The sequence below is a fragment of the Parvibaculum lavamentivorans DS-1 genome (assembly GCF_000017565.1).
Taxonomy (GTDB): Bacteria; Pseudomonadota; Alphaproteobacteria; order Parvibaculales; family Parvibaculaceae; genus Parvibaculum; species Parvibaculum lavamentivorans.
The window spans coordinates 3,514,537-3,540,305 of the sequence record NC_009719.1 but is presented as its reverse complement, the minus strand read 5'-3'; the positions used below and the strand labels follow the sequence as shown (position 1 = coordinate 3,540,305).

Below are 25,769 nucleotides of genomic sequence, written 5' to 3'. Positions count from 1 at the left end.
TTCAAGCTGCTTCAAACATGAAAGGACTTTCAAAGGCGGCAAATCCTGGCAGGTCCGCATCTTTTTCGGAAAGTATTGCCGCTGCCGAATCCACCGGCCATTTAATGGCCAGATTTGGGTCATTCCACAGCAAGCCCGATTCGTGGGCCTCGGAATAGTAAGCATCGACCTTATAAGTTACGTGGGTAGCAGGTGCCAATGTGCAGAAGCCATGCGCAAAGCCGCGGGGAATGAAAATCTGCTTGTTGTCGGCGGCATCGAGCTCCAGGGCTACGTGCTGGGCGTAAGTAGGCGAGCCGACCCGAATATCCACCGCGACGTCGAGAATTGCACCGGACAGCACCCTCACGAGCTTCGCTTGCGCGAAATCCGGACGCTGGAAATGGAGGCCACGTATCGTGCCCGCAGCGGAGTTCCAGGATTCATTGTCTTGCACGAAATCTGCGGTGATTCCAATTTCGATAAAATCGCGCCGCGAATAGGTCTCGGCAAAAAAGCCCCGGCCGTCTATGGCACGGGAAGACGTCATCACTTTCACTTCCGGTATGGACGTTGAGTGAATCTCGATCATGAAAAATGGCGATCCGAATTTTGCGCGGTGTACAGATGGGGTGAGCGTCGACGAGAACAAGCATCCTCTTATCCGTTGACTTTATCCCAAATCGACTCTGTGGCTGCAATCAACAGATCCAGACTGGACAGTGAAATATTGAGCCTCACATCTCGCCGTCTCCGGCTGGTTCTGCCCGGAAAGCAACCACCCAGAAGGGTGTGTATCCTGTATCGCCAACAAGCAGGCGATCTACTTCAGTGACCCGGTAGCCGTGACTGGTCAGGGTTGCTGCTGACTTATAGCACTTTGCGGCATCAAGGCAGAGTGTGAAGATCATCGCGGGAATGGAGTGCTGCTGCAGCCGCTCGAGCTCAGCGGGTTTAAGTTCCGGCATGGTCCAGCCGAGCGAACTCCGGTCCCAAAGCCAGACCGCAGTCAGGCTGTCCCAATAATTAAGGAAAAAGCGTTTGTCGCTGAAACGCAATTCGTACACGCCATATGCGCCGAGCGGGCGATCCGCCAGGGTGAGTTCATCACGGTCATACCAGAAGAAAAGTCTTTCATTGTTGCTGATGAGGCGATCGACGAAGCCGGATACGGCAATGGTCGACCGGTAGCTTGTCACGTAGTCCAAACCGGATGGTATGACAAAAATTCTTCTGGTGTCCGTGTTGAAAAAACCGCAGAGGACGATGACGGATGCAAGTAAAACGAACCCGGATCTCGGGGCGATTGAATGCCGGGACGAGCCCTCCATGATACGCGGCGAACAAAAAAGTAGACTGCATGCCAGAATGGAGGCGCCAAAAAGGGCAATCCAGATGAATCCCCTGTGCATGTCCACCATCGCCCAGGCCAATTCTGCGTAGCTGAAGACCGCAATTGTGATCGCAGCCGCGGCAATTCCCGAAAGAGTCAGATACCGCAAACGCGGATTTGCGTGGTCAAACGCCAAGCCGGCCGCGGCACCGGCAATGATCGCCAGGCCAGCCACGAGATAGCTCGAATAGAACGACGATTGGAGCGTGGCGCCACCGATAATGAAATCGAGGACGAGAAGGAACATTGCCATGCCGCCCGACATGGCAACGCCGATTGCCGCCAGCCAGAAGGATGGGTGCGTTCTCTTGAGGAATACAAGCAAGGAGATTCCGAACGCCAGTAGAACAGGGACGGGCAGAAGCCGATAGGCATTGGGAACCCAGCTGGACAGAGCATATTGGTAATTGGCTCCGAAGCCGCTGAACGTTCGCTCAAAGGCATAGGGATCCGCGAGGACGAACAGAAAATTGCCACCGAAGGAAACGCTCACCAGCCCGAGGATCGCGGTCGCCGCCGCGACGCCAGTCAAGATCCATGCTCCTTCCTTCAGGAGCGAAGCAAGTTTGGGCCTGTTGAGAAATATATCCGCTGCAATCGCGCAGCCGAACAACAGAACTGTGATGGGGTGGGTATAGACCGCCGCCGCAGCGACGCCGCCGCCAGCGACAAGCGCGACTACGCGCTGCCGCCCTGTCCTGGGGGTGAAAAGAACAGCGAGAGCGGTCAGCGTATAGGCGATTGCAGGTCCGTCCACATAAGTGCGGCTGATCGTGGCAACCCATACCGGATTTAGGGTCAACGTCCAGGCAGCGGCGACGCCTGCAACGATACCGGCACGCCCGGCAACGAGCAGGCAGAGGGATATGGCCGCTAGAGAATTGAACAAGACCGCAAAAACCTTCGCGGCGACTTCAGGTGCAAAGATGCTGTGGACGAGAAATCCGACGACGGTGAACGGAAGCCTCATCGAAAAGTAGTTTGCGCCGTAACGTTCGATGCGCTGGTTGAGGTCCCAGAAGTATCCCGTGTAGATGCCTGGGTCGACCCACCCGATGGGCGGGAACAACTGGAAAACGCCCGACAGCAATACGGCGTTCGGTATCAGAACAACCAGAAGCAGGATCAGTGCATACCTGCCCAAATTGGAATGCTGTCTCAGATGGGTTCCGGAGTTCTGATAGGCCATCAAGCGCCGCCTGTCGCAGGAATGAGGAAGGGATGAAGCAGGGGTGGTAGAGGGTAACGGCAGGCAGAGAGATTCGCGATGGATATGAAAATGCCCGGTTCAGGGGCAGCGCCGGGCCGGTTCATTGCCATCAAATCCGTTCCGGGGCCGGCGCGGGTGGTGCGACGGGTTGAGGCGCTGCAGGGCGGCGGTATTTGACTTGTTGTCCACGGCGCCGGATGGGCCGTTCCATGAATGTCATCGAAATTCGCGAAAGCGTATAGGCAACGGCGAGGACGGAAAGCGCGAGAAGAAATTCTGCAAGTGACGATATGCGCGGCGCCTGACCGAAGAAGTAGCCATGGGCCAGGCCATTGACGGCCTGATGGTACATGTAGAAGGCATATGAGATCAGGCCGATATGAACGAGAAGAGGATTCCGTAAAATACGTCTGTACGGGCCCTCCGCGACCAGAAATATTCTGAGAACGGCGATCCCGTAAAAAGCTGCGAGCGCCGAATATCTGAGAGTCCGCACGAACAGCTCGAGCTGGCGATGCTGAATATGTTCGGCAATGAGATCGAAGATGCCGAAGGCCACGCTTGCAGCCAGAATGGCGGCAATCACGTCAAGTTTCGTGCGCATGCGCCTGGCAATGTCGAGTGCCAGGGGCGAGCGGACGATGCAGGTGGCCAGCACGCCGAACATGAGAGTGTCCATCCGCCCGGGCAGGAGAACATATGAGGCAAACCAGCTCTGCTCCGTCCACAGAAGGCTCCTGATGATCGGTGCAGCCACAATGCCGCAAACCGCCAGCCCCACCAGAGACCGCCGGGCCAACAGATAGACCAGCGGCGGAAGAAGAAGATAGAACTGTTCCTCCACCGCGAGCGACCAGGTTATGCCGATCCAGCGCGGGCCCCCCGAGCTGGCGAGCGCCATGGCGAAATTTTGAGTGAAGGTTGCGTAGGTCCACAAGGCCAGCTGCTCCTTGAGGAGCCAAATATCCAGCCAGGGCGCATCTATATAGGGGCGCACCGCCAGAATGCCGACAAAGCTGAAGAAGAGCAGGAAATAGACGGGAAATATCCGGGCGATACGCCGCGTCCAGAAAGCGCGAAAGAAGTTGCTGGCCCCCTTGTTGTCGATAAGGATGCCGCCGATCAAAAAGCCCGACAGAACGAAGAAGAGGTCAACGCCCCCCACCATGAAAGGCTGGAGGGCAGTCTGAATTGCGCCGCCTGCCGAGTCGCTTGCGAAGGGGATGATTCCGAAAATCGTATGGAGGAGCACGACGACGCCACATGCGATGCCACGCATGCCATCCAACTCCGTCACATGTCCGGATTTGATCGGATTTTCCAGCGGCTTCCCCCGAGAGCTTGGCCGCTAGCCTACAAACACCGCATGGCTTTTTCCACACTGAACCGCCCCGTTCTCTGTCCGCCATGGCCATCTGCCGGGGCCGCGAGCCTCCATATGTCCGCCCCTTGACAAGCCCCCCCAATAAATGCGCTTTTCGCCTCGGCACGGTGTAGAGATTTTGTTTACATCACGCCGATTCGTGCTGGATTCTCAAGGCTTTATGACATGAGCAGTTTTCGCAGCCACACCAGTGGCGAGCTTCGCAAGTCGCATGTGGGGGAGACGGTGCGTCTCGCTGGCTGGGTCCATCGCAAGCGCGACCATGGCGGCCTCCTTTTCATCGACCTGCGGGACAATTACGGGCTGACCCAGCTCGTCTTCGACCCGGACCGGGCGGAGGCATTTGCCCTGGCGGAAAAGCTGCGCGCGGAATATGTCGTCGCGATCGAGGGCAAGGTCGTCGCCCGGTCCGCCGAGACCATAAACGCGAACCTGCCGACCGGGGATATCGAGATTGCCGTTTCCTCGATGGAAGTGCTGTCCGAAGCGCAGGACCTGCCGCTGCCGGTATTTGGCGAGCCTGACTATCCGGAAGACATTCGTCTCACATACCGCTTCCTCGACCTGCGCCGCGAGACGCTGCACAGGAATATATTGCTCCGCTCGAAGATCATCGCCGATATCCGACGCCGCATGACGGAGGTGGGGTTCAACGAATTCCAGACGCCGATCCTGACCGCGTCGAGCCCGGAAGGCGCGCGCGACTTCCTGGTGCCGTCGCGCATGCATCCCGGCAAGTTCTATGCACTGCCGCAGGCGCCGCAGCAGTTCAAGCAGCTCATCATGGTGGCGGGCTTCGACCGCTACTTCCAGATCGCGCCCTGCTTCCGCGACGAGGATGCGCGCGCCGACCGCTCGCCTGGCGAATTCTATCAGCTCGATGTCGAGATGAGCTTCGTGACGCAGGACGATGTCTTCGCCGCCATAGAGCCGGTGTTGCACGGTCTGTTCGAGAAATTCGCGGAAGGCAAGAAGGTCTCGTCCTATCCGTTCACGCGCATCCCTTATGCGGAAGCGATCCGCAAATACGGCTCCGACAAGCCGGATCTGCGCAATCCGATCGTCATGGAGAGCGTCACCGATCATTTTCGCGGTTCGGGCTTCAAGGTCTTCGCGGGACTGATCGAAAAGGACTCCAAGGTCGAGGTCTGGGCGATCCCGGCGCCGGGCGGCGGCAACCGCGCCTTCTGCGACCGCATGAATTCATGGGCGCAGGGTGAAGGCCAGCCGGGCCTCGGCTACATCTTTTTCCGCGAGGAGGGCGGTGCGCTGGAAGGCGCGGGGCCCGTGGCGAAGAATATCGGCCCAGAACGCACCGAAGCGATCCGCACGCAGCTTGGGCTGAAGGCGGGCGACGCGGTTTTCTTCGTTGCCGGCGTGCCGGCCAAAACGGCGAGCTTTGCCGGTCTTGCGCGAACCCGTGTCGGCACGGAGCTCGGGCTGATCGAAGAGGATATTTTCAAGTTCTGCTGGATCGTCGACTTCCCGATGTTCGAATGGAACGAGGACGAGAAGAAGATCGACTTCTCGCATAATCCGTTCTCGATGCCGAACTATCCGCTCGACAAGTTCCTCAAGCTCGACAAGGACAATGCCGACGAGATCCTGGGCATGACGGCGTTTCAGTACGACATCGTCTGCAACGGCGTCGAGCTTTCCTCCGGCGCCATCCGCAATCATAAGCCGGATGTCATGTACAAGGCCTTCGAGATCGCGGGCTACGACAAGTCCGTGGTCGAGACGAAGTTCGGCGGCATGCTGAACGCCTTCAAATATGGCGCCCCGCCGCATGGCGGCCTCGCGCCCGGCATCGACCGGATGGTAATGCTGCTCGCGGGCGTGGAGAACCTCCGTGAAGTGACGATGTTCCCGATGAACCAGCAGGCGCAGGATCTTCTGATGCAGGCGCCGTCCGAGGTCGAGCCGAAACAGCTCAAGGAACTCCACATCCGCGTCGTCCCGCCGCTGGAAAAGAAAAAGGAAGGCTGACCTTCCTTTTCAAGCGAGGATAGATGCGAAAGAAAAAAGGGAAGGCTCAATGCCTTCCCTTTTTGCATATGAGATACCAAAACTTTATTGAATCGGCTGTGCCGCAGGCGTTCCATCGTCGAAGACCGGGATGGGCAGTGCGTCGATCGGGATGATGATGCCGTTGGAGGCCTCGATGGCCTCGCCCGAGACATTGGCGCCGAACTGGGAATGGCCGTAATGGATCGGGCTCTGCGTGCCGTCGATCGTCACCTTGCCGCGCTGGAGGGTCGTCGCTTCCGTGACCTTGCCGCTGAGCGAAGCGGGCGTGTGGCGGCCGCTGACGATGCTGTAGAGAAGAAGCGCGCGCGCGTTCTCCTTGTTGCTCGGATTATCGCCGGTGAGCATGTCGTCGACACCGCCCGGCTGATTGGCGAGCGCCTCGTCGGTCGGCGCGAAGACGGTGATGTTGCCTTCCGTATAACGGAACTTGAGATCGTTCGCCTCGATGATCTTCGTCAGCGTGGAGAACTGCGGATTGCCTTTCAGCGTTTCATAGATATTGGCGGCGAAGGCGGGAGCGGCGCTGAGGGCGCTGATCGCCACGGCTGCCAGGAATAGACCGGTTCTCTTCATCATTCTGCCTTTCGTTTCACGGCCCCACGGCCAGTCTATCTAGACAGTGATTTTGACCGGAATGCGACATAATCACTGTAGGGCCGCGCCCCGCAGGGGGCATAAAGGGGCACTGGCAGATTGCCTTTTTCGAAATTCCTCCATTCCGGCCGCAACGAAAGCACGGCGAGAGCAGGCGCCGCTTATACTTCCCGCGCCATGCCCGCCAAGACCCGCAATCTGATCCTCATCAACCGGCCTTACGCCCAGGAGCCGCGCGACTTTGTCGAGATCGCGGAGCGGATGGCGGTTCTGGCGCCGGAAATCGACGTCCGGGTGGTCGATGCCGGCGCCGGCGAGGCGAGCCTGCCCGCGGAGCTGTGGCAGCGACCGACGCTGAGCGTCTGCATGACCCTGCCGGGAAGGTTCCGGCCGCCGCGCGGGCGCCTCTATCACGGCTTCCCGGTGCCCAAATTCGAGCAGATGCGCAAATTCGCCGAGGCCGGGCTGCCGGTGCCGAGAACGGCGGTTTACGCCCTCGGACGGCGGCTGGACCCGGCGGTCTGGGGCAGCCATGTCATCGTCAAGCCGACGGCTGTCCGCGCGATGTCGAACGGCGATGCCGTCTTCCTGATGCGGACGGAGCGCGTGGCGGAGCGTGCGCCCGTCGCCTTTCCGCCCGGCCATGCGGCGCATGAGGCACCGCTTCTCGTGCAGCAATTCATCGATACCGGCGACCACCCCTGGAGCTACCGCGTGCTGACGCTGTTCGGCGCGCCGATCATGTCGATGATCTATCGCGCCAAGGGCCCGCGGCCGCAACTGGGTGTCCCGGACGAGGAACTGCTGCGCGCCTCCTTCGCCTCGAATGTCGACCCGCATTTCACCTGTACGCTCGATGCCGATCCCGAAGTGCTTGCCTTTGCCCGCCGCGCGGCGGAAGCGATGCCGCGCATTCCGCTGCAGGGTCTGGACATCATCCGCGAAGAGCGGACCGGCCGCCTCTATATTCTCGAAGCAAATCCCGGCGGGAATACCTGGCACTTTTCATCGAAGCTCGCCGAGGAAGGCCGCAAGGAAGTGTCGCGCGAGGAGCGCATGGCGCAGTTCGATGCCTGGGGCGTGGCGGCGCAGGTGCTGGCCGAGCGGACGCTGAGGGAGGCGGGATAGGGCAAGCACGAACAGCCCCGCGAGGCACGCGCCTCCGGAGTTTTGCTTTCATCTGCGGCCTTCAGGAAAAGAAGGTTGCGCGGAGCAGCGGCGACGCCGCCTTTGTTTGTTTATATTGGCGGGATGCGTCCTCCTCCGACGCTCCGCGCACGGCGATTCTTGAACCTGCCACCCATAACCCAACGGTGCTCCGGCTTTTATCGGCCGGCCGCTTGCGGATCGTAGTGTCCGCTCCACAATCAGATCCTCCCGGGATGCACGGTACGTTACTCCGCACACCGCAGGACGCCGCTCCCTCTCCACGCTACCGGCCGTCCGGACGCGCCCTTCGCGGAGCGAGATCACTTCAATATGGGGACGGAGAAATGGGTGGGGACAAGTTTATTTTCGCGAGGCTCTTGTTCTTCGGCGTCATGACCCGGACAAGCCGGGCCATGACGTGTTTGGTTAGGGAGTTTCCCCTCAGCTACACCCGCTGGTCCCGCCGCACGTATCGCACTTCAAACACGTCCCGTTCCTGACCATCGTGAAGTTGCCGCATTCGCTGCAGGCTTCGCCTTCATAGCCTTTCATGCGGGCTTCGGCGGCGCGGCTGATGCCGCCGCCGGATGATCCGCCCCCTGACGATACGGCGCCGACGGCAACTGCCGCGAAGCTTTCGGACGAGCCGGCGCGCATCAAGGCGCCGGCGGCCATGACTTCGGCTTTCACCGTCTGCTCGCGGACCGCGGGCGCGGCGACGGCTTCCGCCGTGTCGGCGCGGGCCGTAGCCGCCGCGCCGCCGCGCACGAGATAAAGGTTCCCCATCTGCGCATTGCGCGTGTAGCCGGGGCTTACCACGGCGGAGGCGGGGAGGGCAGGTGCCTTGCCTTCGTCGGCACCGTCGCCCATGGCGTCGAAGGCGAATTCCTTCGGATCGACATGGCCGAGATCGGAGCGGCCGAGATAGGAGACGGCGAGTTCGCGGAAGACATAATCGAGGATCGAGGTCGCATTCTTGATCCGGTCATTGCCCTGGACAAGGCCCGCCGGCTCGAAGCGCGTGAAGGTGAAGGCCTCGACATATTCCTCCAGCGGCACGCCATATTGGAGGCCGAGCGAAATCGCGATGGCGAAATTGTTCATCAGCGAGCGGAAGGCGGCGCCCTCCTTGTGCATGTCGATGAAGATTTCGCCGATCTTGCCGTCATCATATTCGCCGGTGCGGAGATAGACCTTGTGGCCGCCGACCAGCGCCTTCTGCGTATAGCCCTTGCGGCGGTCGGGAAGCTTCTCGCGCTTCTGCTCCGCCGACTTCACCTGTTCGACAAGCTGCGCCACGCTGCGCTCCGCGACCACGCGGGCGCGTTCCTGCGGCGCCTGCGCCATCAGCGTTTCGACGGCACTTTCTTCCGCTTCGTCATCGGCTTCATCTTCGAGAAGCTGCGAGTTGAGCGGCTGTGACAGCTTCGAGCCGTCGCGGTAAAGCGCATTCGCCTTCAGGCCGAGCTTCCAGGACAGCATGTAGCTTTCCTTGCAATCCTCGACCGTTGCCGCATTGGCCATGTTGATGGTCTTGGAGATGGCGCCCGAGATGAAAGGCTGCGCCGCCGCCATCATGCGGATATGGCTTTCGACCGAGAGATAGCGTTTGCCGATGCGGCCGCAGGGATTGGCGCAATCGAAGACGGGAAGGTGTTCGTCCTTCAGGCCCGGCGCGCCTTCAAGCGTCATCGCACCGCAGACATGAAGGTTGGCGGCGTCGATCTCCTGCTTGGTGAAGCCGATGGCGGCGAGGAGGTCGAAATCGAGATCGTCCATTGCATCGGCATCGAGGCCGAGCACATCGGTGCAGAATTCCTCGCCAAGCTGCCACTTGTTGAAGACGAAGCGGATGTCGAAAGCACCGGCGAGTGCCTCTTCGACGATGTTGATCTTTTCCTGCGTGAAGCCGAGCTCCCGCAAGCGTTCATGGCTCACGCCCGGCGCATTGGCGAGCGTTCCGAAACCGACGGCATAATTGACGATCCGCTCGATGGCGGCAGCGTCATAGCCGAGCGTGCGGAGCGCCTGCGGCACGGCGCGGTTGATGATCTTGAAATAGCCGCCGCCCGCGAGCTTCTTGAATTTCACCAGCGCGAAATCGGGCTCGATGCCGGTTGTGTCGCAATCCATGACAAGGCCGATCGTGCCTGTGGGCGCGATGACGGTCGCCTGCGCATTGCGATAGCCGTAGCGTTCGCCCATCGAGACCGCGAGATCCCAGGAGGCGCGGGCGTGATCGACGAGATCGGCTTGCGGGCAGTTTGCTGCGTCGAGCGCGAGCGGATAGACGCTGAGGTCTTCATAGCCGCCATTGTAGCCATGCGCGGCGCGCGCATGGTTGCGCATCACCCGCAGCATGTGAGCGGAATTTTCCGCATAGCCTTCGAAGGCGCCGAGTTCCTTCGCCATCTGGGCGGAGGTCGCATAGGAAACGCCGGTCATGATGGCGCTGATCGCGCCCGCGAGTGCGCGCGCTTCGGCTGAATCGTAGGCAAGGCCGCAGGACATGAGCAGGCCGCCGATATTGGCGAAGCCGAGGCCGAGCGTGCGGTAGCGGAAACTCCGCTCCGCGATTTCCCGGCTCGGGAACTGCGCCATCAGGACGGAAATTTCCAGCACGATGGTGAGAAGCTTTACGGCATGCTCAAACGCCTCGACATCGAAACGGCCATCGGCGTCGCGGAACTGCATCAGGTTGATCGAGGCGAGGTTGCAGGCCGTGTCGTCGAGGAACATATATTCCGAGCACGGATTGCTGGCGCGGATCGGCCCGGAAGCGGGGCAGGTATGCCAGTCGTTGATGGTGGTGTGATACTGGATGCCCGGATCGGCGCTCGCCCATGCGGCATGGCCGACCTGCTCCCAGAGTTCGCGGGCGGGCAGGGTCTTCGTGGCCTCGCCGGTGAGGCGGCTTTTCAGCGACCACTCCGCATCCTCTTCCACCGCGCGCAGGAAATCATCCGTGACGCGAACGGTGTTGTTCGAGTTCTGGCCCGAGACGGTGAGATAGGCCTCGGAGTCCCAATCCGTGTCGTAGACCCGGAAGTCGATTTCGTCGTAGCCCTGCTTTGCGAACTGGATCACGCGCTGCACATAGTTTTCCGGCACATGCGCCTTGCGCGCCGCCAGCACTTCGCGTTTGAGGGCGGGGTTCTTCTTCGGGTCGAAACAGGCGTCGCCATCCGCCTCGCAATTCACGCAGGCGCGCATAATGGCGTTGAGGTGTTTCTGGTTGATCTTCGAGCCGGTGACGAGCGCCGCCACCTTCTGTTCTTCCTTCACCTTCCAGTTGATGAAGTCCTCGACATCCGGGTGGTCGATATCGACGATCACCATTTTCGCCGCACGGCGCGTCGTGCCGCCGGATTTGATCGCGCCGGCCGCCCGGTCGCCGATCTTGAGGAAGCTCATCAGGCCCGACGACTTGCCGCCGCCCGAAAGCTTTTCGTCCTCGCCGCGCAGATCCGAGAAGTTGGAGCCGGTGCCGGAGCCATATTTGAAGAGCCGCGCCTCGCGGACCCAGAGATCCATGATGCCGTTCTCGTTCACGAGATCGTCGTTCACGCTCTGGATGAAGCAGGCATGGGGCTGCGGATATTCGTAGGCCGTGGCCGTGCGCGCGGTTTCGCCGGTGGCGGGGTCGGTGCGCCAATGGCCCTGGGCCGGGCCGTCGATGCCATAGGCCCAGTGAAGGCCGGTATTGAACCATTGCGGGGAGTTGGGCGCGGCAATCTGCGCCGCCAGCATGAAACGGTGCTCGTCGAAAAAGGCCTGCGCGTCGGCCTCGCTGTCGAAATAGCCGCCCTTCCAGCCCCAATAGGTCCATGTGCCGGCCAGCCGGTCGAAGACCTGCCTCGCGTCCATCTCGGGGCCGAAACGATCTTCCGGCCGCAGCGCCTCGAGCGCCTCATGATCCGGCTCCTGCCGCCACAGGAAGGCCGGGACACCGGCCTCGGGCACGCGCTTCAGCACGGCGGCGACGCCCGCCTTGCGGAAATATTTCTGGGCCAGCACGTCGCAGGCCACCTGGCTCCATTCGGCGGGCACCTGGATGTCCTGCAGCCGGAACACGACGGAGCCGTCGGGATTGCGGATTTCGCTCGCCGTCGTCCTGAAGGCGATGCCTTCATATGGCGACTGACCCTCGACGGTGAAACAACGCTGGATACGCATCTGGCCCCCGGTTTTTCGGCTTCTGGCTCGTCTCGCGAGAGGCGGGGCGGAAGGACGGCCGGATGGATTTTGCCAGCCGTCCGGACATGGCAATCCGTTGCGCCGCATCTCCCGGGACCGGCAAGCTAAGTTGCTGATTCCGTTGAGATTTCCGTCGCTGAGCTGACCGCTCTTTTCGGGTGCCCGCCTGTCTCTTCTGCCTCGTCCCTCGCAAGGGAGATCAATCCTAGGGACCATGCCGGGCGCCCGTCAAGCACGACGCGCAATATGTAGCTATGACGGGCATCGGAGCACACGAGATGCGGTAGCGGGACGGGCCGAATCGAAAATTAACGGGGCGGAAACCTGGAGACTGCTACCAATTCAGTTCAAAACCCAGAATAGGTGGAGAAGTCGCGTGGGCGAGAAGAGCACGGCGTTCGGCAAGGAGCTGAAGTCGCTCAATATCCTGATGGTCGAGGACAATGGAGGCATGCGCCTCCTGCTCCGCACGATGCTGAGCACTTTCGGCATCACCAACATCCGCCAGGCTCGCGACGGCACCGACGGCCTCACCGAAATGCAGGTTTACGACATCGATCTGGTCATCACCGACTGGGAGATGGAGCCGATGAACGGCCGCGATTTCATTACGCGCATCCGTACCGTCGGCAACGAACCGCTTTGCTTCACGCCGATCATCGTTCTCACCGGCCACGCCTCGCGCTCGCTCCTCACGGAAGCCTTCGAAATCGGCGCGACCCATCTGCTGGTGAAGCCGGTCACGCCGGCAAGCCTGCTCCACCGCATCCAGTGGGTGCTGGCAGACCAGCGCGAATTCGAGGTCGCGGGCGACATTTACCGCCAGCCCATGCTGATCCACGATACCTCCGGCCTGCGCCGCCGCACGGCCACCGCCCAGACCACCTGGTCGCTCGAATAGGCCGGTCCTTCGGTCTGGACCATCCCCTTCCTCGGTGTCATATTCGGCCCGCGCTTCGGCCGGGAACGGCCGGATTCGCCTTCATGCGTTTTCTGCGGGATAGGGTCCATGGGCTTGTTTTCTGAAATCTTCGTCTGGTGGAACGGCCAGACCATGGGCACCCGCTTCCATACCTGGCGAAAGGGCCGCCTCGTCGGCACCGACGAGCAGGGCAACCGCTATTACGAGTCGAAGGATGGCGCGGCGATCAGCGGCTATGCCCGCCGCTGGGTCATCTATAACGGCCCGGCCGAAGCCTCCCGCGTGCCGCCGGACTGGCATGGCTGGCTCCATCACACCTTCGATGTGCCGCCGACCGAGGAAGACTACACGCCGCGCGAGTGGCAGAAGCCGCATATGCCGAACCTCACCGGCACACCGCACGCCTACCGGCCGGAAGGCAGCCTCCTCAAGGGCGCGAACCGCCCGCAGGCAACCGGCGACTACAAGGCGTGGCGGCCGGAGTGAGCATTCCGCCATCCAGGCATTTCCGATACAGGATCATTCAGGGACCGCCATGCAAAGCAATCTCGTCGAAACGCTGATCGGCACGCTGGTCGTTGCGGTGGCCGCCGTCTTCCTCTTTTACGGCTACAGCGCCTCCGGCATGCGCGGCAGCGCCGGCTACCATGTGAATGCCGCCTTCAGCGGCATCGACGGGCTCGCCAATGGCGCGGATGTTCGCGTCTCGGGCATCAAGGTGGGAACGGTGGTGCGCCAGAACCTCGATCCGGAAACCTTCCAGGCGGTCGTGACGCTCGATATCGCACAGAACGTGAAGCTGCCGGACGACAGCAGCGCCAAGATTACCAGCGAGGGGCTCCTCGGCGGCAGCTACATCTCGGTCACGCCGGGCGGCAGCGAGGAATACCTCGCCGATGGCGGCGAGATCATGTTCACCCAGGGCTCCGTCGACCTGATGAGCCTGATCGGCCAGGCCGTGTTCTCGACGCAGGGCGGGGGAGACTCCTCCGGCGGCAGCCCGGCCGCCGACCCGATGGGCGGCCAGTAAAACATGCGCCACCTCGCGCGCCTTGCCGCCGCATCGGCCATTCTCTGCCTTTCGGCCGCGCCGGCATTCGCGGACAAATATCCCGTCGCCGTCTTCAGCGGCCTCGATAAGACGACCGCGCGCGTCACAAGCTTCAGCGTAAAGGTGGATGAGCCTGCGCAATTCGGCTCGCTGGAGGTTCTCGTCCGCGCTTGCGACAAGCGGCCGCCGGAAGAGCCGCCGCAGACGGCCGCTTTCCTCGAAATCCGCCAGATCGACCGCGACGACGACAGCGTTCAGCCGGCGCCGATTTTCGAGGGATGGATGTTTGCCGAAAGCCCCGGCCTGAACGGCCTCGAGCACCCTGTCTACGACATCTGGGTGACGGACTGCAAAACCGCCTCCGGCGGCGCATCGACCGGCAGCGAGTAGAAATCCGCCGTCATCGCCGTCGCCTCGAACAGCATCGAGCGATAGACGTTGCGGGACACTTCCTTTGCACCGAACTGCTGCAGATGCGTCGTCACGAACTGCGTGTCGAGCAGCTTGTATCCGCCCGCGATCAGCCGTGCCGCGAGATAGACCAGCGCCACCTTGCTCGCATCGGTCTCGCGGCTGAACATGCTCTCGCCGAAAAACGCCGCGCCGAGCGATACGCCATAAAGCCCGCCGACAAGCCGGTCATCCAGCCAGCATTCGACCGAATGCGCCCGCCCGCGCTCATGCAGGTCGCAATAGAGCGAGATGATGCGGTCGTTGATCCAGGTGCCGTTCCGGTTCGGCCCGTTTTCCGCGCAGCCGAGCATGACCTCCCGAAAGGCCGTATCGATCCTGACAGTGAAGGGGGCCTGGCGGATGGTCCGCCGCAGCCGCTTCGGCACGTGAAAATCAGTGAGCGGCAGGATGCCCCGGGCCTCCGGATCGATCCAGTAAAGCTGCGGATCGTCCCGCGCTTCCGCCATCGGAAAGACGCCATATGCATAGGCGCGGAGCAGCACATCGGAATCAATGTTGCTCATCTTCGTGTCGCCATTCCTCGCGATACCACCTCGGCCGGCCCCTCGCGCGAAATGTAGCGGAGACCGGCGCCGCGCGATACCGCTACAGGGGCGGGGCATCAATTTTCAGCCGGTTCGTCCGTTCCGTTCCGCGGCAGGGCCTCGCTCTCGCGTTCCATCCGGTTGACGCTCTCCACGCACTCATTGTCCTCGCCGAGGCCGAGCTGGATGGTGGGCAGAAGGGCGGCCAGGGGCGTCAGCAGCACCCCGAGAATGGTGGCCGTGCCGGCGCGCGCCGCCAGTGCCTCGGCGTCCGGCCCGATCGCGGGGTCCTTGAGCCTCCCCTCGATATTGATGGGTGCGGCCACCGCGCCGATGCTCGGCTGCTTTGGCTCGGTGGTGATCTGGTAGTCGATCGTTTCCTCGCCAAGATCGATGGCGCCTTCGCCGACAATGTTCGCCTTTTCCGTATCGACATAAAGGGCGCGTGTCAGCAGTTGACCGTCCTCCAGCTTGAAGTCGCTCACCATGCAACGGATGGCCGTCCGGTCCGGCAGGCCGAGCAGAGACAGGATCGAATTGCCGATGTCGAGGCCCGCCAGATCGACGAGCAGCGCACTCATGTCGCCGCCCGCCATGAAAAGCCGGAGCTCGCCATCGCCGCTTCCAAGCATGGAAGCAATCGAATTGCCTCTCGTTTCGAGAACGGCACGTCCGCCAATGGTGCCGGTTCCCTCGAACACGCCTGTCGCGTCCATCACGCGGCTGAGATCGACCCGGCGGAAATCAATGTCGGCGGTGACATGCATGGGGTCCTCGCGCGCATCCAGCATGATGTTGCTGGAAATCTCGCCCTGGCCGACGCCGAAATTGAGCGGCTCCAGCGTCACCTTGCCATTCTCGATCTTCAGCACCGTCACAAGATTATCGAGGGGCATGTTGTCGCCTTCGATCCGCGTCGCCTCATAGCGCACGTCGAAATCGGCTGCGCGAATGTCGGGTATTTCAAAAGGCTCATCGGGGAGGAGCCGCGGGCTTGCCTCGGACCTCGCATGCTCGGCCTGCTGTTCTTCCGACATATCCGGCTGCTGGCTCACCTCGCCGGGCGCGGCACCGATAAAGCCGCCGAGATCGGCGAGCAGCACGCGCTTCGAGCGGAGGTCGGCGGTGATTTGCGGACGCTCCTCGCCCGGATCGACGGCGAAGTCGCCGGAGAGGTCGCTCTGTCCGACGCGGCCGGAGAAGTCGTTGAAACGGATACGCCCTTCCGCGTAGTCGAGGCGGCCTTCCAGCCGGTAGGGCGGCGTCGAGACGAGCGGGATAAGGATGATCGGTTCGAGATGGTCGAGCGACTTGCCCTCCAGTTCGAGCGCAAGTTGCGCACCCGCAAATTCGAGCGGATTGACGAGCGTGCCCTCCAGCGAAATATGCGTATCGCCGTTTTTCGCCTGAAGGTGCACCGGATAGGGACGCTCCGTCTCGCGCAGCGTCAGAAGCGCGCCGCCGCGGAAGCGGGCCTCGACAGGCGCACCGTTGTAGGTGCCCTCGGTCGTCGCCACTAGCATCGCTTCGCCGTCGGCTTCTTCGGTGTGAATGAGGGTCGTGAAGTCCGCCTGCAATTCAGGATCGGCAAAGCGGACCGATCCCTCCTCGATGATGAGTTCGCCGATCTCCGGCATCGCGCCGCCTTCGCCGGAGCTGGACGTCCCGAAATCCCAGTTGCGCACGCCCTCGCTGTTGCTGCGAAGATTGCCCACCGGCTTCACGAGGCGGATTTCCGGAATGACGATGCGGCCGCGCAGGGCCGGCCCGGCCCGCAGGCTTACGCTCAGCCGCTCGATGCTGCCAAGCGGCTCTTCCTCGCCGAAACCGGACGGGTTCTCGATGGTCACATCGTCGAGAACGGCACGGGGTGTGAATGAAAGATCGACATCGAAATGGCCGATGCGAACCTCGCGTCCTGCCGCGGCGGATACCCGCGCCTCCACCATCGGGCGGAACCAGTTCCAGTCCCAGAAGATAAAGAGGACAACCGCGATCACCGCCAGAACGGCGAAGACCGCGAGCCGAGGATGTGCACGCCAGTCCATCAAAACCAATACGCGCGAAGCATCGCGCCGGTTCCGAAACCTCAGGCGTTCTTTTTCAGAAAGTCTTCCAGCCAGTGGATATGATATTCGCCATTGATGAAGTCGGGCTCGTTGACGAGTTCCTGAAAGAGCGGAATGGTCGTCTTGATGCCGTCGATGACGAATTCATGCAGCGAGCGCCGAAGCCGCATCAGGCATTCGTTGCGGTTGCGCCCATGCACCACGAGCTTGCCGATCAGGCTGTCATAATAAGGCGGTATCCGGTAGCCGGAATAGACCGCGCTGTCGACGCGCACGCCGAGCCCGCCCGGCGTGTGGAAGTCCTTGATGGTGCCGGGGGAGGGGGCGAAGGTCTTGGGATCTTCGGCGTTGATACGGCATTCGATCGCGTGGCCGGAAAACTCCACATCGTCCTGGGTGAAGCTCATTTCCATGCCGGCCGCGATGCGGATCTGCTCGCGCACGATGTCGATACCCGTCACCGCTTCGGTGATCGGATGCTCGACCTGGAGGCGCGTATTCATTTCGATGAAGAAGAACTGACCGTCTTCATAGAGGAATTCGATCGTGCCGACGCCGAGATAGCCGAGCCCTTTGATCGCCTTCGAGACGATGCCGCCGATTTCGGCGCGCTGCGCGGTGTTGAGCGCGGGCGAGGGGCTTTCTTCCAGTACCTTCTGGTGGCGCCGCTGCAGCGAACAGTCGCGCTCGCCGAGATGGGCCACATTGCCGTGGCTGTCGGCAATCACCTGCACCTCGATATGGCGCGGCTGGCCGAGATATTTTTCCATGTAGAGCGCATCGTCGCCGAAGGCGGCTTTCGCTTCCGCGCGCGCGGTCGAGAGTGCGGATGACAGCTCGCCGCGCGACCGCGCGACCTTCATGCCGCGCCCGCCGCCGCCTGCCGCCGCCTTTACGAGCACGGGATATCCCGTTTCCTCGGCAACCTTGTAGGCCTGTTCGTCGGTGGTGATGGCGCCGTCCGAGCCGGGCACGCAGGGAATACCGAGCGATTTCGCCGTCACCTTCGCCTGGATCTTGTCGCCCATCAGGCGGATGTGGTCGCCGCTCGGTCCGATGAAGGTGATGCCATGCGCCTTCAGGATGTCGGCGAACTTCGCATTCTCCGACAGGAAGCCATAGCCCGGATGAACCGCATCCGCGCCCGTGATCTCGCAGGCGGAGATGATTGCCGGAATGTTCAGGTAGCTGTCGGTCGCGGAAGGCGGACCGATGCACACGCTCTCGTTTGCGAGGCGGACATGCATCGCGTCGGCGTCCGCCGTCGAATGAACGGCGACCGTCTTGATGCCCATCTCGCGGCAGGCGCGATGGATGCGCAGCGCGATTTCGCCGCGGTTTGCAATGAGGACCTTCTCGAACATGTGCGGGTCCGGTCTCTTATTCGATTATGAAGAGTGCTTCGGCGAACTCGACCGGCTGCCCGTCTTCGACAAGAACCGCGGTCAACTTGCCGCTGCGCGGGGCGGGAATGTGGTTCATCGTCTTCATCGCCTCGATGATGAGGACGGTCTGGCCTTCTGTGACCGAGCTGCCGGGCTGGATGAAGACCGGCGCGCCGGGCTCCGGCGCGAGATAGACCGTGCCCACCATCGGCGAGGTTACGGTCCCGGGATGCGACGCCGCTTCGGCGGGCGTTGGCGCCGCTGCCGCCACGGGCGCGGAGGGCGCGGGCGCCGGCACATGCGCGACGGCCTGCGAGATCTGGCGCGCCACGCGCAGCTTCAGATTATCCGTCTCGATCTCGATTTCGCTGAGGTCCGTCTCCGTGAGGAGGGCGGCCAACTGCCGGATCAGTTCCTGATCGACGCCTGACTTGCTCATCTCGCTTTTCTTGCTTCCCTTGTCGCTCGCGGGTTTGTCGCTGGCCGGTTGTCTTGATGCTGCCACGTGAACAAACTCCTGGTCAGATTTTTGATTTTACGGCTTCGAGCGCCAATTCGTATCCGATCGTGCCGAGGCCGCAGATGAGGCCGGTGGCGACTGAAGACACGGTGGAATGGTGCCGGAAGCTTTCGCGCTTGTAGATATTCGAGATGTGAACCTCGATAATGGGAATGTCGAGCGTCGCCAGCGCATCGTGAATGGCAATGGATGTGTGCGAATAGGCGCCCGCATTGAGGATCAGGCCCGCCGCGCTTCCGCGCGCCTCCTGAATCCAGTCCACCAGTTCGCCCTCATGGTTCGACTGACGGCAATCGACGGTGAGGCCAAGTGTCTTCGCCCGCGCCTTCACCAGCTTCTCGATATCGGCCAGCGTCGTGCTGCCATAGATTTCCGGCTCCCGCTGGCCCAGCAGGTTGAGGTTCGGGCCGTTGAGCACGAAGACAGGCTTCGCGGCCGCTTTGGAACTCTGTTTGGCCATCGGGTCGAACGGGCTTTCCGGCGTGACCGCCTGATCTCGGAAGGGGACATAAGGGCTCTAAAAGGGCGAAATTGTGGTCCCCGCCACCCGGCCTCGTCCCGGCTCGCCCCCGATTCGGAAGTCTCTTTTATACGCAAGTCGCCCCGCCAGTAAAAGGCCGGTAAAAGGCATGTGGAAAGAAGGGCTTGGCACCTTCCGTCGGGGCGCGGCCCCGGCCTTGAACTGAGGCTCCCGCTCACCCATTATCCGGCCGTTGGAAAGGCGTTAACGGTCAGATGAAGCTCACGGTGAACGGCGAATTGCGCGAGATGGACGGCCCGTTGACGGTTCTCGGCCTCATTGAAAGCCTGCGCCTGAAACCCGGCAAGATCGCCGTCGAGCGCAATCTCGAAATCGTGCCGCGCTCCGCCTATGGCGAAGTGGCGCTTGGCGACGGTGACCGCATCGAGATCGTGAATTTTGTCGGCGGCGGCTGACGCGGCCAAACAGGAGTTAAGTGAAGTGACGGAAGTGGCAGCGCGTATCGACACCCCGGCAGCGACGGATGACGATCCCTTCATCGTCGCCGGGCGCAGGCTGAAGTCGCGCCTCATCGTCGGCACCGGCAAATATAAAGACCTGGCGCAGAACGCCGCCGCCGTCGAAGCGGCAGGCGCCGAGATCGTCACCGTCGCCGTCCGCCGGGTGAACGTCACCAATCCGGACGAGCCGATGCTTGTCGACTTCATCGACCCGAAGAAGGTGATCTACCTGCCGAACACCGCGGGATGCTACACGGCGGAAGACGCGGTGCGCACGCTCCGCCTCGCGCGGGAAGCCGGCGGCTGGAACCTCGTGAAGCTCGAAGTGCTTGGCGACCAGAAGACGCTCTACCCCGACATGATCGAAACGCTGCGCGCGGCGGAGGCGCTGCTGAAGGATGGCTTCGAGGTCATGGTCTATTGCACCGACGACCCGATCATGGCGAAGAAACTCGAAGACATGGGCTGCTGCGCGATCATGCCGCTCGCCGCCCCCATCGGCTCCGGCCTCGGTATCCAGAACCCGATCAACATCCGCCTGATCGTCGAACAGTCGAAAGTCCCCGTCCTCGTCGACGCCGGCGTCGGCACGGCGTCGGACGCCGCAGTGGCGATGGAATTGGGCGTCGACGGCGTGCTGATGAACACGGCCATCGCGGAAGCCAAGGACCCGATCAAGATGGCGCGCGCGATGAAGCTCGCGGTGGAAGCGGGCAGGCTCGCCTACCTCGCGGGCCGGATGCCGAAGAAGTTGTATGCGGACCCGAGTTCGCCGATGGGCGGGCTGATCTGAGAGCCACCCGCCTCACTCCTTCGGCTTCGGCACGATGCTGATCGTCCCGCTCACCTCCAGCACCGCATATTTGATCTGGTCCATCCGTTCGAGCCCCTGGCTTCGGCGCGCCGCTTCCATGATGTCGTATTCGTTCACACGCGCTTTCTTCATCCGCTCGTGCAGCGGCTCGCCGTCTTCCACCAGCAGCATCGGTACACCGTCGAGGATCTTGCCGGAGGCAGGCACATACCGTTTGAACAGCGACAGCCCGATATCGATGATGATGAGCGTCGAGATGATGAGAAAGGCATTCGTCACCGAAAAATCGTCGCCGAGAAGCCCCTGTTGCGTCGCCTCGCCGATGATCAGCAGAAGGACAAAATCGAATGTGGTGATTTCCGAAAAGGTGCGGCGTCCCGAAATGCGGAAGATGATGAGGAGAAACACATAGATCGCAACGGCGCGGAGAATGGCGTCCATGTCGGCCTCTCAGGGATAGGTGAACTGTGTGAGCCGCGCGGGCGGTCCGTAAGGCAATGAAATTTCGCTCCGGATCAGGCCGCTTAATTCCGGACGGACATCGAAATAGACGCGGAGCGGCCCGCCGCCGGTCGAGGCGAAGACGAACTCGGTCCCCTCCGGCGTGCTGCGTTCCTCGCGCGGTGTGGGATGAACGGTCTCGACGGCGAAGGCATCCATCATGGGCTTGCTGAGGGTGATCGCCAATTCCTGCGCGTCATTGTCCCGCACGGTAATCGAAATTCGTGTCGCCGCGCCGTTCCGGCCGAAGCGGTCATAGCTGACTTCCATCCGGCCTGCGGCGCCCGTGGTGCTGGCGGTGCTGAGCGGTCCCTCCGAGAAGAGGCCGAGCGCCGCCGCAATCACCAGCAGGCCGAGCGCCACCCAGCCGCAGCGCTGCACCCACCATGTCGTTCGCTGTACGTCCATATCCTCATGGATCGGATATGCTCTGCTCCGCCAGTCAGGGGCTTTATCGTGAGAGGAAATTTGGCTTTCGGGGGGCATGGCTGCGTGTTCCTGCGCCGGCCGCCAGGGGGAGGGAGGGGCCAGAAGCCGCCATAGAACGTGCCGCCTGCGGGAAAGTTCCGCCGGGCCTTTCCACATGGAACATAATGCTTCTCCGCGCATTTTATTCTCTAATGGGCCGGGTGGACCGGTAATCGTCAGATGAGGAGCGAGCCTTGAACGAACCGATGCTGTTCGATTCATGGACCGGCCTTTGGCGTGTGCTCTTTGTCGGTACGGCGGCCTATGCGAGCCTTGTCCTCGTCCTGCGCGCCTCGGGCAAGCGCACGCTCAGCAAGATGAATGCATTCGATCTGGTGGTGACGGTGGCGCTCGGCTCGACCTTGGCGACAGTCCTGCTCAACCGGTCGGTGCCGCTCGCGGAAGGGGTTCTCGCCCTCGCGCTTCTCGTCTTCCTGCAATATGCGCTGACATGGCTGGCGGTCCGCTCACCCGCCGTCGAGAACATCGTCAAAAGCGAACCGACGCTTCTCGTCCGCAATGGCGCCTGGCTCGATGGCGCCTTGCGCCGGCAGCGAGTCACGCGCGAGGAAGTGGAAGCGGCGCTGCGCGAGCATGGTCTCGCCGATATTTCCGGTGCCGCCGCCGTGGTTCTCGAAACGGATGGCTCCCTCAGCGTGATAGGCAAGGCGGCATGATCGAAAAATGGCGCTGGATACTGCTGGGGCTGACGCGCAAACTCTGGCTTCGTGCCTCGCTGTTCGCCTTGCTCGGCGTTGCCACCGCGCTTTTGTCCACCGGCGCGGAATGGCTCATCCCCTGGGACCTCCCCGGCAAGATCGGTTCCGACGCGGTCGATCAGATCCTCAATATTCTCGCCTCCAGCATGCTCGCTGTGACGACCTTCTCCCTCACGATCATGGTGACGGCCTACAGCGCGGCGACAAGCGATGTGACGCCGCGCGCCACGAAGCTGCTGCGTCAGGACACCACCACGCAGAATGTGCTGGCGACGTTCATCGGTTCGTTCCTCTACAGCCTCGTCGGCATCATCGCCCTCAATACCGAGCTCTATGGCGAGCGGGGCAGGGTCATGCTGTTCGTCGTCACTCTCGGCGTTATCGTCATTATCGTCGTCACGCTTCTGCGCTGGATTCAGCATCTCGCGAGCCTTGGCCGGGTCGACGAAACCTCGAGCCGCATCGAAGAGGCTGCGTTCGCCACAATGGACAAACGCGCCCGGGACCCCTTCATGGGCGGGCGGCCTTTGCGAAACGGACAGGAAAGCGTGCCCGGCGCCGCAGTCCCCATCTACGCGCCGGATACCGGCTACATACAGCACATAGACATGCAGGCGCTGAGTGCCGCCGCCGGCAAGTTCGATGTCGATATCTATCTCGGCGCGTTGCCGGGCGCCTTCGTGGACCCGGCCCGCCCACTCGTCTGGATTGTCCGCCCGGAGGAAAAGGGCGAAGGCGAAGAGAAAGGCTGGGACGAAGAAAAATTCTCGGCCCTTGTCTGCGCGGCCTGCGCGATCGGCGGTCTGCGCACTTTCGACGCGGACCCGCGTTTCGGCCTAGTCGTCCTCGCGGAGATCGCGTCGCGCGCCCTTTCGCCCGGCGTCAACGACCCCGGCACGGCGATCGACATCATTGGCCGCTTGCTGCGATTGCTGCTTCGCTGGATGAAGGCGGATGGGGACGCCGGCAGCGAAAAGCCGGTCTGTCCGCGTATCTGGGTGCCGCCGCTGAAGCTGGAAGATCTGTTCGACGATGCCTTCGCGCCGATAGCGCGCGACGGCGCTTCCATCGTCGAAGTGCAGGTGAAACTCCAGAAGACACTTCTGACGCTCGCCCAGCTCGGCGATGCGGCATGGAAGGAATGCGCTCTGCACCACGCCAGAATGGCGCTCCAACGTGCGGAAGACGGATTGCTCCTCGAAGAGGAGAAAATCCGCCTGCGCAAGATCGTCCGGTCTATGACGGAATAGGCTGCCTGTCCGTCAGGCCGTCTGTTTTGCCAGGTTGGCGTCGTGGTGATATTGCACCACGCGCTTCACCTCATCGCGGTCGCCCATGACGACGCCGACGCGCTGATGCAGTGCCTTCGGCTCGATGTCGAGAATGCGGTGATTGCCGTCAAAGGCCATGCCGCCCGCCTGCTCGATCAGGAAGCCCATCGGGTTCGCTTCATACATCAGCCGAAGCTTTCCGGCGCGGTCCGGCTCGCGCGCGTCCCACGGATACATGAAGATGCCGCCGCGCTTCAGGATGCGGTGAATGTCGGCGACCATAGAGGCCGTCCAGCGCATGTTGAAGTTCGCTTCGCGCGGACCGGTCGTCCCCGCCAGGCATTCGTCGATATAGCGGCGCACGGGCGGTGCCCAGTGGCGCATGTTCGACATGTTGATCGCGAATTCGCGGTTTCCGGAAGGAATGCGGATGCGCTCGTTGGTCAGCACCCATGAGCCCATCTCGCGGTCGAGCGCGAATTCATAGACGCCTGTGCCGACGGAAAGAATGAGCAGGGTCTGCGGCCCGTAGATCGCATAGCCGGCGGCAACCTGCTTGCGGCCCGGCTGAAGGAAGTCCGCTTCCGTCACCGCCCGGCCCGACACATCTTCCGGCGCCGTCAGCACCGAGAAGATCGTGCCGACCGAAAGATCGACGTCGATATTGCTCGAGCCGTCGATGGGATCGAACAGCAGCAGATATTCGCCCTTGGGATAGCGGTTTGGAATGAGATGGATCGTCTCCATCTCCTCGGACGCCATTGCCGCCAGATGACCGCCCCATTCATTGGCCTCGAGCAGCTTCTCGTTGGCGATCACGTCGAGCTTCTTCTGAACCTCGCCCTGCACATTCTCGCTTGTGAGATTGCCCAGCATCCCGCCCAGCGCGCCCTTGTTGACGCAATGGCTGATGGTCTTGCAGGCGCGCGCCACGATCTCGACCAGGAGCCGGAGTTGGGCCGGCAGCGCGGCTTCCTTGCGCTGCTGTTCGATCAGAAACTGGGTGAGCGTTCTCTGGGACAATCTACTGGACCGTGTTCATCGTGTGGAAGGGAGAGAAGCCTATCGAATAGCACGATCCGGCCGCCCGGAAAATGCGCTTTGATGTCTCAGACACCCTGAAAACCGACAAGCTTCCTCTGCCGCGGGTCCCAGAGCGCCAGCGAGGCCGTCCGCAGACTGTCCATGATCGTCAGCCTGTTGATTGTCTTGAGCTCCGGCATCGCATCGAGGCATTCCTGCAGCCGGTAGTTCGGAATATGGCTGCACAGATGGTGGATATGGTGCAGGCCGATATTGCCCGTGAACCAGCGCAGCACACGCGGCAGTTCATAATAGGAACTGCCCTGCAATGCGCCGCTCTGCCGGTCCCAGGCGTCGCTCTTGTCCCAGCTCGTCGTCTCGAACTGATGTTGAACATAGAAGAGCCAGACGCCCATTGCCGCCGCCGCGACCAGCACCGGCACCACCATCACCGCGAAGTTCACCCAGCCGAGCAGGATGAGGAGCGTGCCATAGAAGGCGAGCATCGCCAGATTGTGAATCATGACGCTGCTCCACATCTCCCATGCGGGGCGCCGCAAGGTAAGCGGCAGCCGCTGCAGCAGCAGGAAGTGGATCGGGCCACCGATCATGAGCAGGAACGCCGGATGCCGGTAGATGCGATAGCCGAGCCGCCGCATCGGCGTCAGTGCCTTGTATTCGTCGGTCGTCAGCGTGTTGATGTCGCCGAAGCCGCGCCGGTCGAGATTGGAAGAGGACGCGTGATGCAGCGCGTGGAGTCGCCGCCAATAGGCATAAGGCGTAATCGTCAGGATGCTGACGATCCGCCCCGTAATATCGTTCGCCCGCTTCGACGCGAAGAAGGAACCATGCCCGCAATCGTGCTGGATGATGAAAAAGCGCAGCGCGCATCCCGCCAGCGGTATCGCGAGCAGCAGGGTGAGCCAATAGCCGACATGCAGGCTGAAATACATTGCCGCCGAAAGCGCGACGAAGGGGATCGTCGTGTTGGCGATCTGCCTGACGGCGTGAAATTTGCTCGGCGTGCGGTAGCGCGCGCAGTGCGCCGCGAGATCTTTGATGCTCGTGTTCATGAATTACCGTGCCCCGCTGGGGCCTTGTGAGTGTCGG

At 62.0% G+C, this 25,769-nt stretch carries 24 protein-coding genes; 10 read left to right on the top strand and 14 right to left on the bottom strand.

The features are described from left to right. Position 1 precedes the first annotated feature (1 nt). From rfbC to PLAV_RS16795, 3 genes are all read right to left on the bottom strand, one after another. Positions 2-571 (bottom strand): dTDP-4-dehydrorhamnose 3,5-epimerase, encoded by a 570-nt coding sequence (gene rfbC / locus PLAV_RS16805; protein WP_012112238.1) that lies wholly within the window; start codon positions 569-571, stop codon positions 2-4. A gap of 145 nt (positions 572-716) precedes the next feature. Beyond that, a complete protein-coding gene (locus PLAV_RS16800) occupies positions 717-2,561 on the bottom strand; it encodes a hypothetical protein (RefSeq protein WP_012112237.1) in 1,845 nt (614 codons plus the stop codon). 130 nt (positions 2,562-2,691) lie between these two features. Then, positions 2,692-3,861 (bottom strand): acyltransferase family protein, encoded by a 1,170-nt coding sequence (locus PLAV_RS16795; RefSeq protein ID WP_012112236.1) that lies wholly within the window; start codon positions 3,859-3,861, stop codon positions 2,692-2,694. A gap of 270 nt (positions 3,862-4,131) precedes the next feature. Between PLAV_RS16795 and aspS the strand changes: the two genes are divergently transcribed. Continuing rightward, a complete protein-coding gene (gene aspS, locus PLAV_RS16790) occupies positions 4,132-5,955 on the top strand; it encodes an aspartate--tRNA ligase (RefSeq protein WP_012112235.1) in 1,824 nt (607 codons plus the stop codon). Between the two features lie 84 nt (positions 5,956-6,039). Here aspS and PLAV_RS16785 read toward each other — a convergent pair whose 3' ends face one another. Then, positions 6,040-6,573 (bottom strand): fasciclin domain-containing protein, encoded by a 534-nt coding sequence (locus PLAV_RS16785; RefSeq protein ID WP_012112234.1) that lies wholly within the window; start codon positions 6,571-6,573, stop codon positions 6,040-6,042. Positions 6,574-6,690: 117 nt separating this feature from the next. Between PLAV_RS16785 and PLAV_RS16780 the strand changes: the two genes are divergently transcribed. Next, a complete protein-coding gene (locus tag PLAV_RS16780) occupies positions 6,691-7,719 on the top strand; it encodes an ATP-grasp domain-containing protein (protein ID WP_012112233.1) in 1,029 nt (342 codons plus the stop codon). 462 nt (positions 7,720-8,181) lie between these two features. Here the strand turns inward: PLAV_RS16780 and PLAV_RS16775 are convergent, their stop codons facing one another. After that, positions 8,182-11,916: a vitamin B12-dependent ribonucleotide reductase gene (locus tag PLAV_RS16775; protein ID WP_012112232.1), complete on the bottom strand. Its 3,735-nt coding sequence runs from the start codon at positions 11,914-11,916 to the stop codon at positions 8,182-8,184. Between the two features lie 397 nt (positions 11,917-12,313). Between PLAV_RS16775 and PLAV_RS16770 the strand changes: the two genes are divergently transcribed. The 4 genes from PLAV_RS16770 (at position 12,314) to PLAV_RS16755 (ending at position 14,300) form a co-directional block, all read left to right on the top strand. After that, entirely contained in the window at positions 12,314-12,838 is a 525-nt protein-coding gene (locus PLAV_RS16770; protein WP_049767818.1) for a response regulator, read from the top strand. A 108-nt stretch (positions 12,839-12,946) separates the two neighbouring features. Beyond that, positions 12,947-13,345 carry an NADH:ubiquinone oxidoreductase subunit NDUFA12 gene (locus tag PLAV_RS16765; protein ID WP_012112230.1) on the top strand — a complete coding sequence of 133 codons (399 nt, stop codon included), beginning with the start codon at positions 12,947-12,949 and terminating at the stop codon, positions 13,343-13,345. Between the two features lie 49 nt (positions 13,346-13,394). Continuing rightward, entirely contained in the window at positions 13,395-13,889 is a 495-nt protein-coding gene (mlaD, locus tag PLAV_RS16760) for an outer membrane lipid asymmetry maintenance protein MlaD (RefSeq protein WP_012112229.1), read from the top strand. A 3-nt stretch (positions 13,890-13,892) separates the two neighbouring features. Continuing rightward, positions 13,893-14,300: a DUF2155 domain-containing protein gene (locus tag PLAV_RS16755; protein ID WP_012112228.1), complete on the top strand. Its 408-nt coding sequence runs from the start codon at positions 13,893-13,895 to the stop codon at positions 14,298-14,300. Here the strand turns inward: PLAV_RS16755 and aat are convergent. The 5 genes from aat to aroQ form a co-directional block, all read right to left on the bottom strand. Further along, a complete protein-coding gene (aat, locus tag PLAV_RS16750) occupies positions 14,237-14,887 on the bottom strand; it encodes a leucyl/phenylalanyl-tRNA--protein transferase (RefSeq protein ID WP_041536090.1) in 651 nt (216 codons plus the stop codon). The two genes, PLAV_RS16755 and aat, sit on opposite strands and share 64 nt — an antisense overlap. A 98-nt stretch (positions 14,888-14,985) precedes the next feature. Continuing rightward, positions 14,986-16,956 carry an AsmA family protein gene (locus PLAV_RS16745; protein ID WP_012112226.1) on the bottom strand — a complete coding sequence of 657 codons (1,971 nt, stop codon included), beginning with the start codon at positions 16,954-16,956 and terminating at the stop codon, positions 14,986-14,988. Positions 16,957-16,997: 41 nt separating this feature from the next. Continuing rightward, entirely contained in the window at positions 16,998-18,341 is a 1,344-nt protein-coding gene (gene accC / locus PLAV_RS16740; RefSeq protein ID WP_012112225.1) for an acetyl-CoA carboxylase biotin carboxylase subunit, read from the bottom strand. Between the two features lie 16 nt (positions 18,342-18,357). Continuing rightward, positions 18,358-18,801, bottom strand: coding sequence for an acetyl-CoA carboxylase biotin carboxyl carrier protein (locus PLAV_RS16735; RefSeq protein ID WP_041536089.1), 444 nt, complete (start codon positions 18,799-18,801; stop codon positions 18,358-18,360). Positions 18,802-18,883: 82 nt separating this feature from the next. Continuing rightward, entirely contained in the window at positions 18,884-19,342 is a 459-nt protein-coding gene (gene aroQ, locus PLAV_RS16730) for a type II 3-dehydroquinate dehydratase (protein WP_012112223.1), read from the bottom strand. A 275-nt stretch (positions 19,343-19,617) separates the two neighbouring features. On the opposite strand from aroQ, the gene thiS reads away from it, so the two are divergent. Then, on the top strand, positions 19,618-19,818 hold the full coding sequence (gene thiS / locus PLAV_RS16725; protein ID WP_012112222.1) for a sulfur carrier protein ThiS: 201 nt from the start codon (positions 19,618-19,620) through the stop codon (positions 19,816-19,818). 25 nt (positions 19,819-19,843) lie between these two features. Beyond that, on the top strand, positions 19,844-20,656 hold the full coding sequence (locus tag PLAV_RS16720; RefSeq protein ID WP_012112221.1) for a thiazole synthase: 813 nt from the start codon (positions 19,844-19,846) through the stop codon (positions 20,654-20,656). A gap of 12 nt (positions 20,657-20,668) precedes the next feature. Here PLAV_RS16720 and PLAV_RS16715 read toward each other — a convergent pair whose 3' ends face one another. After that, positions 20,669-21,118, bottom strand: coding sequence for a DUF421 domain-containing protein (locus PLAV_RS16715; protein WP_012112220.1), 450 nt, complete (start codon positions 21,116-21,118; stop codon positions 20,669-20,671). Between the two features lie 9 nt (positions 21,119-21,127). Then, complete coding sequence (locus PLAV_RS16710) at positions 21,128-21,586, bottom strand: hypothetical protein (protein ID WP_041536088.1); 459 nt, start codon at positions 21,584-21,586, stop codon at positions 21,128-21,130. Between the two features lie 266 nt (positions 21,587-21,852). Between PLAV_RS16710 and PLAV_RS16705 the strand changes: the two genes are divergently transcribed. Both PLAV_RS16705 and PLAV_RS16700 read left to right on the top strand, forming a co-directional pair. Further along, entirely contained in the window at positions 21,853-22,323 is a 471-nt protein-coding gene (locus PLAV_RS16705; protein WP_049767895.1) for a DUF421 domain-containing protein, read from the top strand. Continuing rightward, entirely contained in the window at positions 22,320-23,615 is a 1,296-nt protein-coding gene (locus PLAV_RS16700) for a DUF2254 domain-containing protein (protein WP_012112217.1), read from the top strand. The genes PLAV_RS16705 and PLAV_RS16700 overlap by 4 nt, the downstream gene beginning before the upstream one ends. 12 nt (positions 23,616-23,627) lie before the next feature. On the opposite strand, the gene PLAV_RS16695 is transcribed toward PLAV_RS16700, so the two are convergent. Both PLAV_RS16695 and PLAV_RS16690 read right to left on the bottom strand, forming a co-directional pair. Next, positions 23,628-24,659: a class 1 fructose-bisphosphatase gene (locus PLAV_RS16695; RefSeq protein ID WP_012112216.1), complete on the bottom strand. Its 1,032-nt coding sequence runs from the start codon at positions 24,657-24,659 to the stop codon at positions 23,628-23,630. 86 nt (positions 24,660-24,745) lie between these two features. Next, positions 24,746-25,732 (bottom strand): fatty acid desaturase, encoded by a 987-nt coding sequence (locus tag PLAV_RS16690; RefSeq protein WP_012112215.1) that lies wholly within the window; start codon positions 25,730-25,732, stop codon positions 24,746-24,748. Positions 25,733-25,769 lie beyond the last annotated feature (37 nt).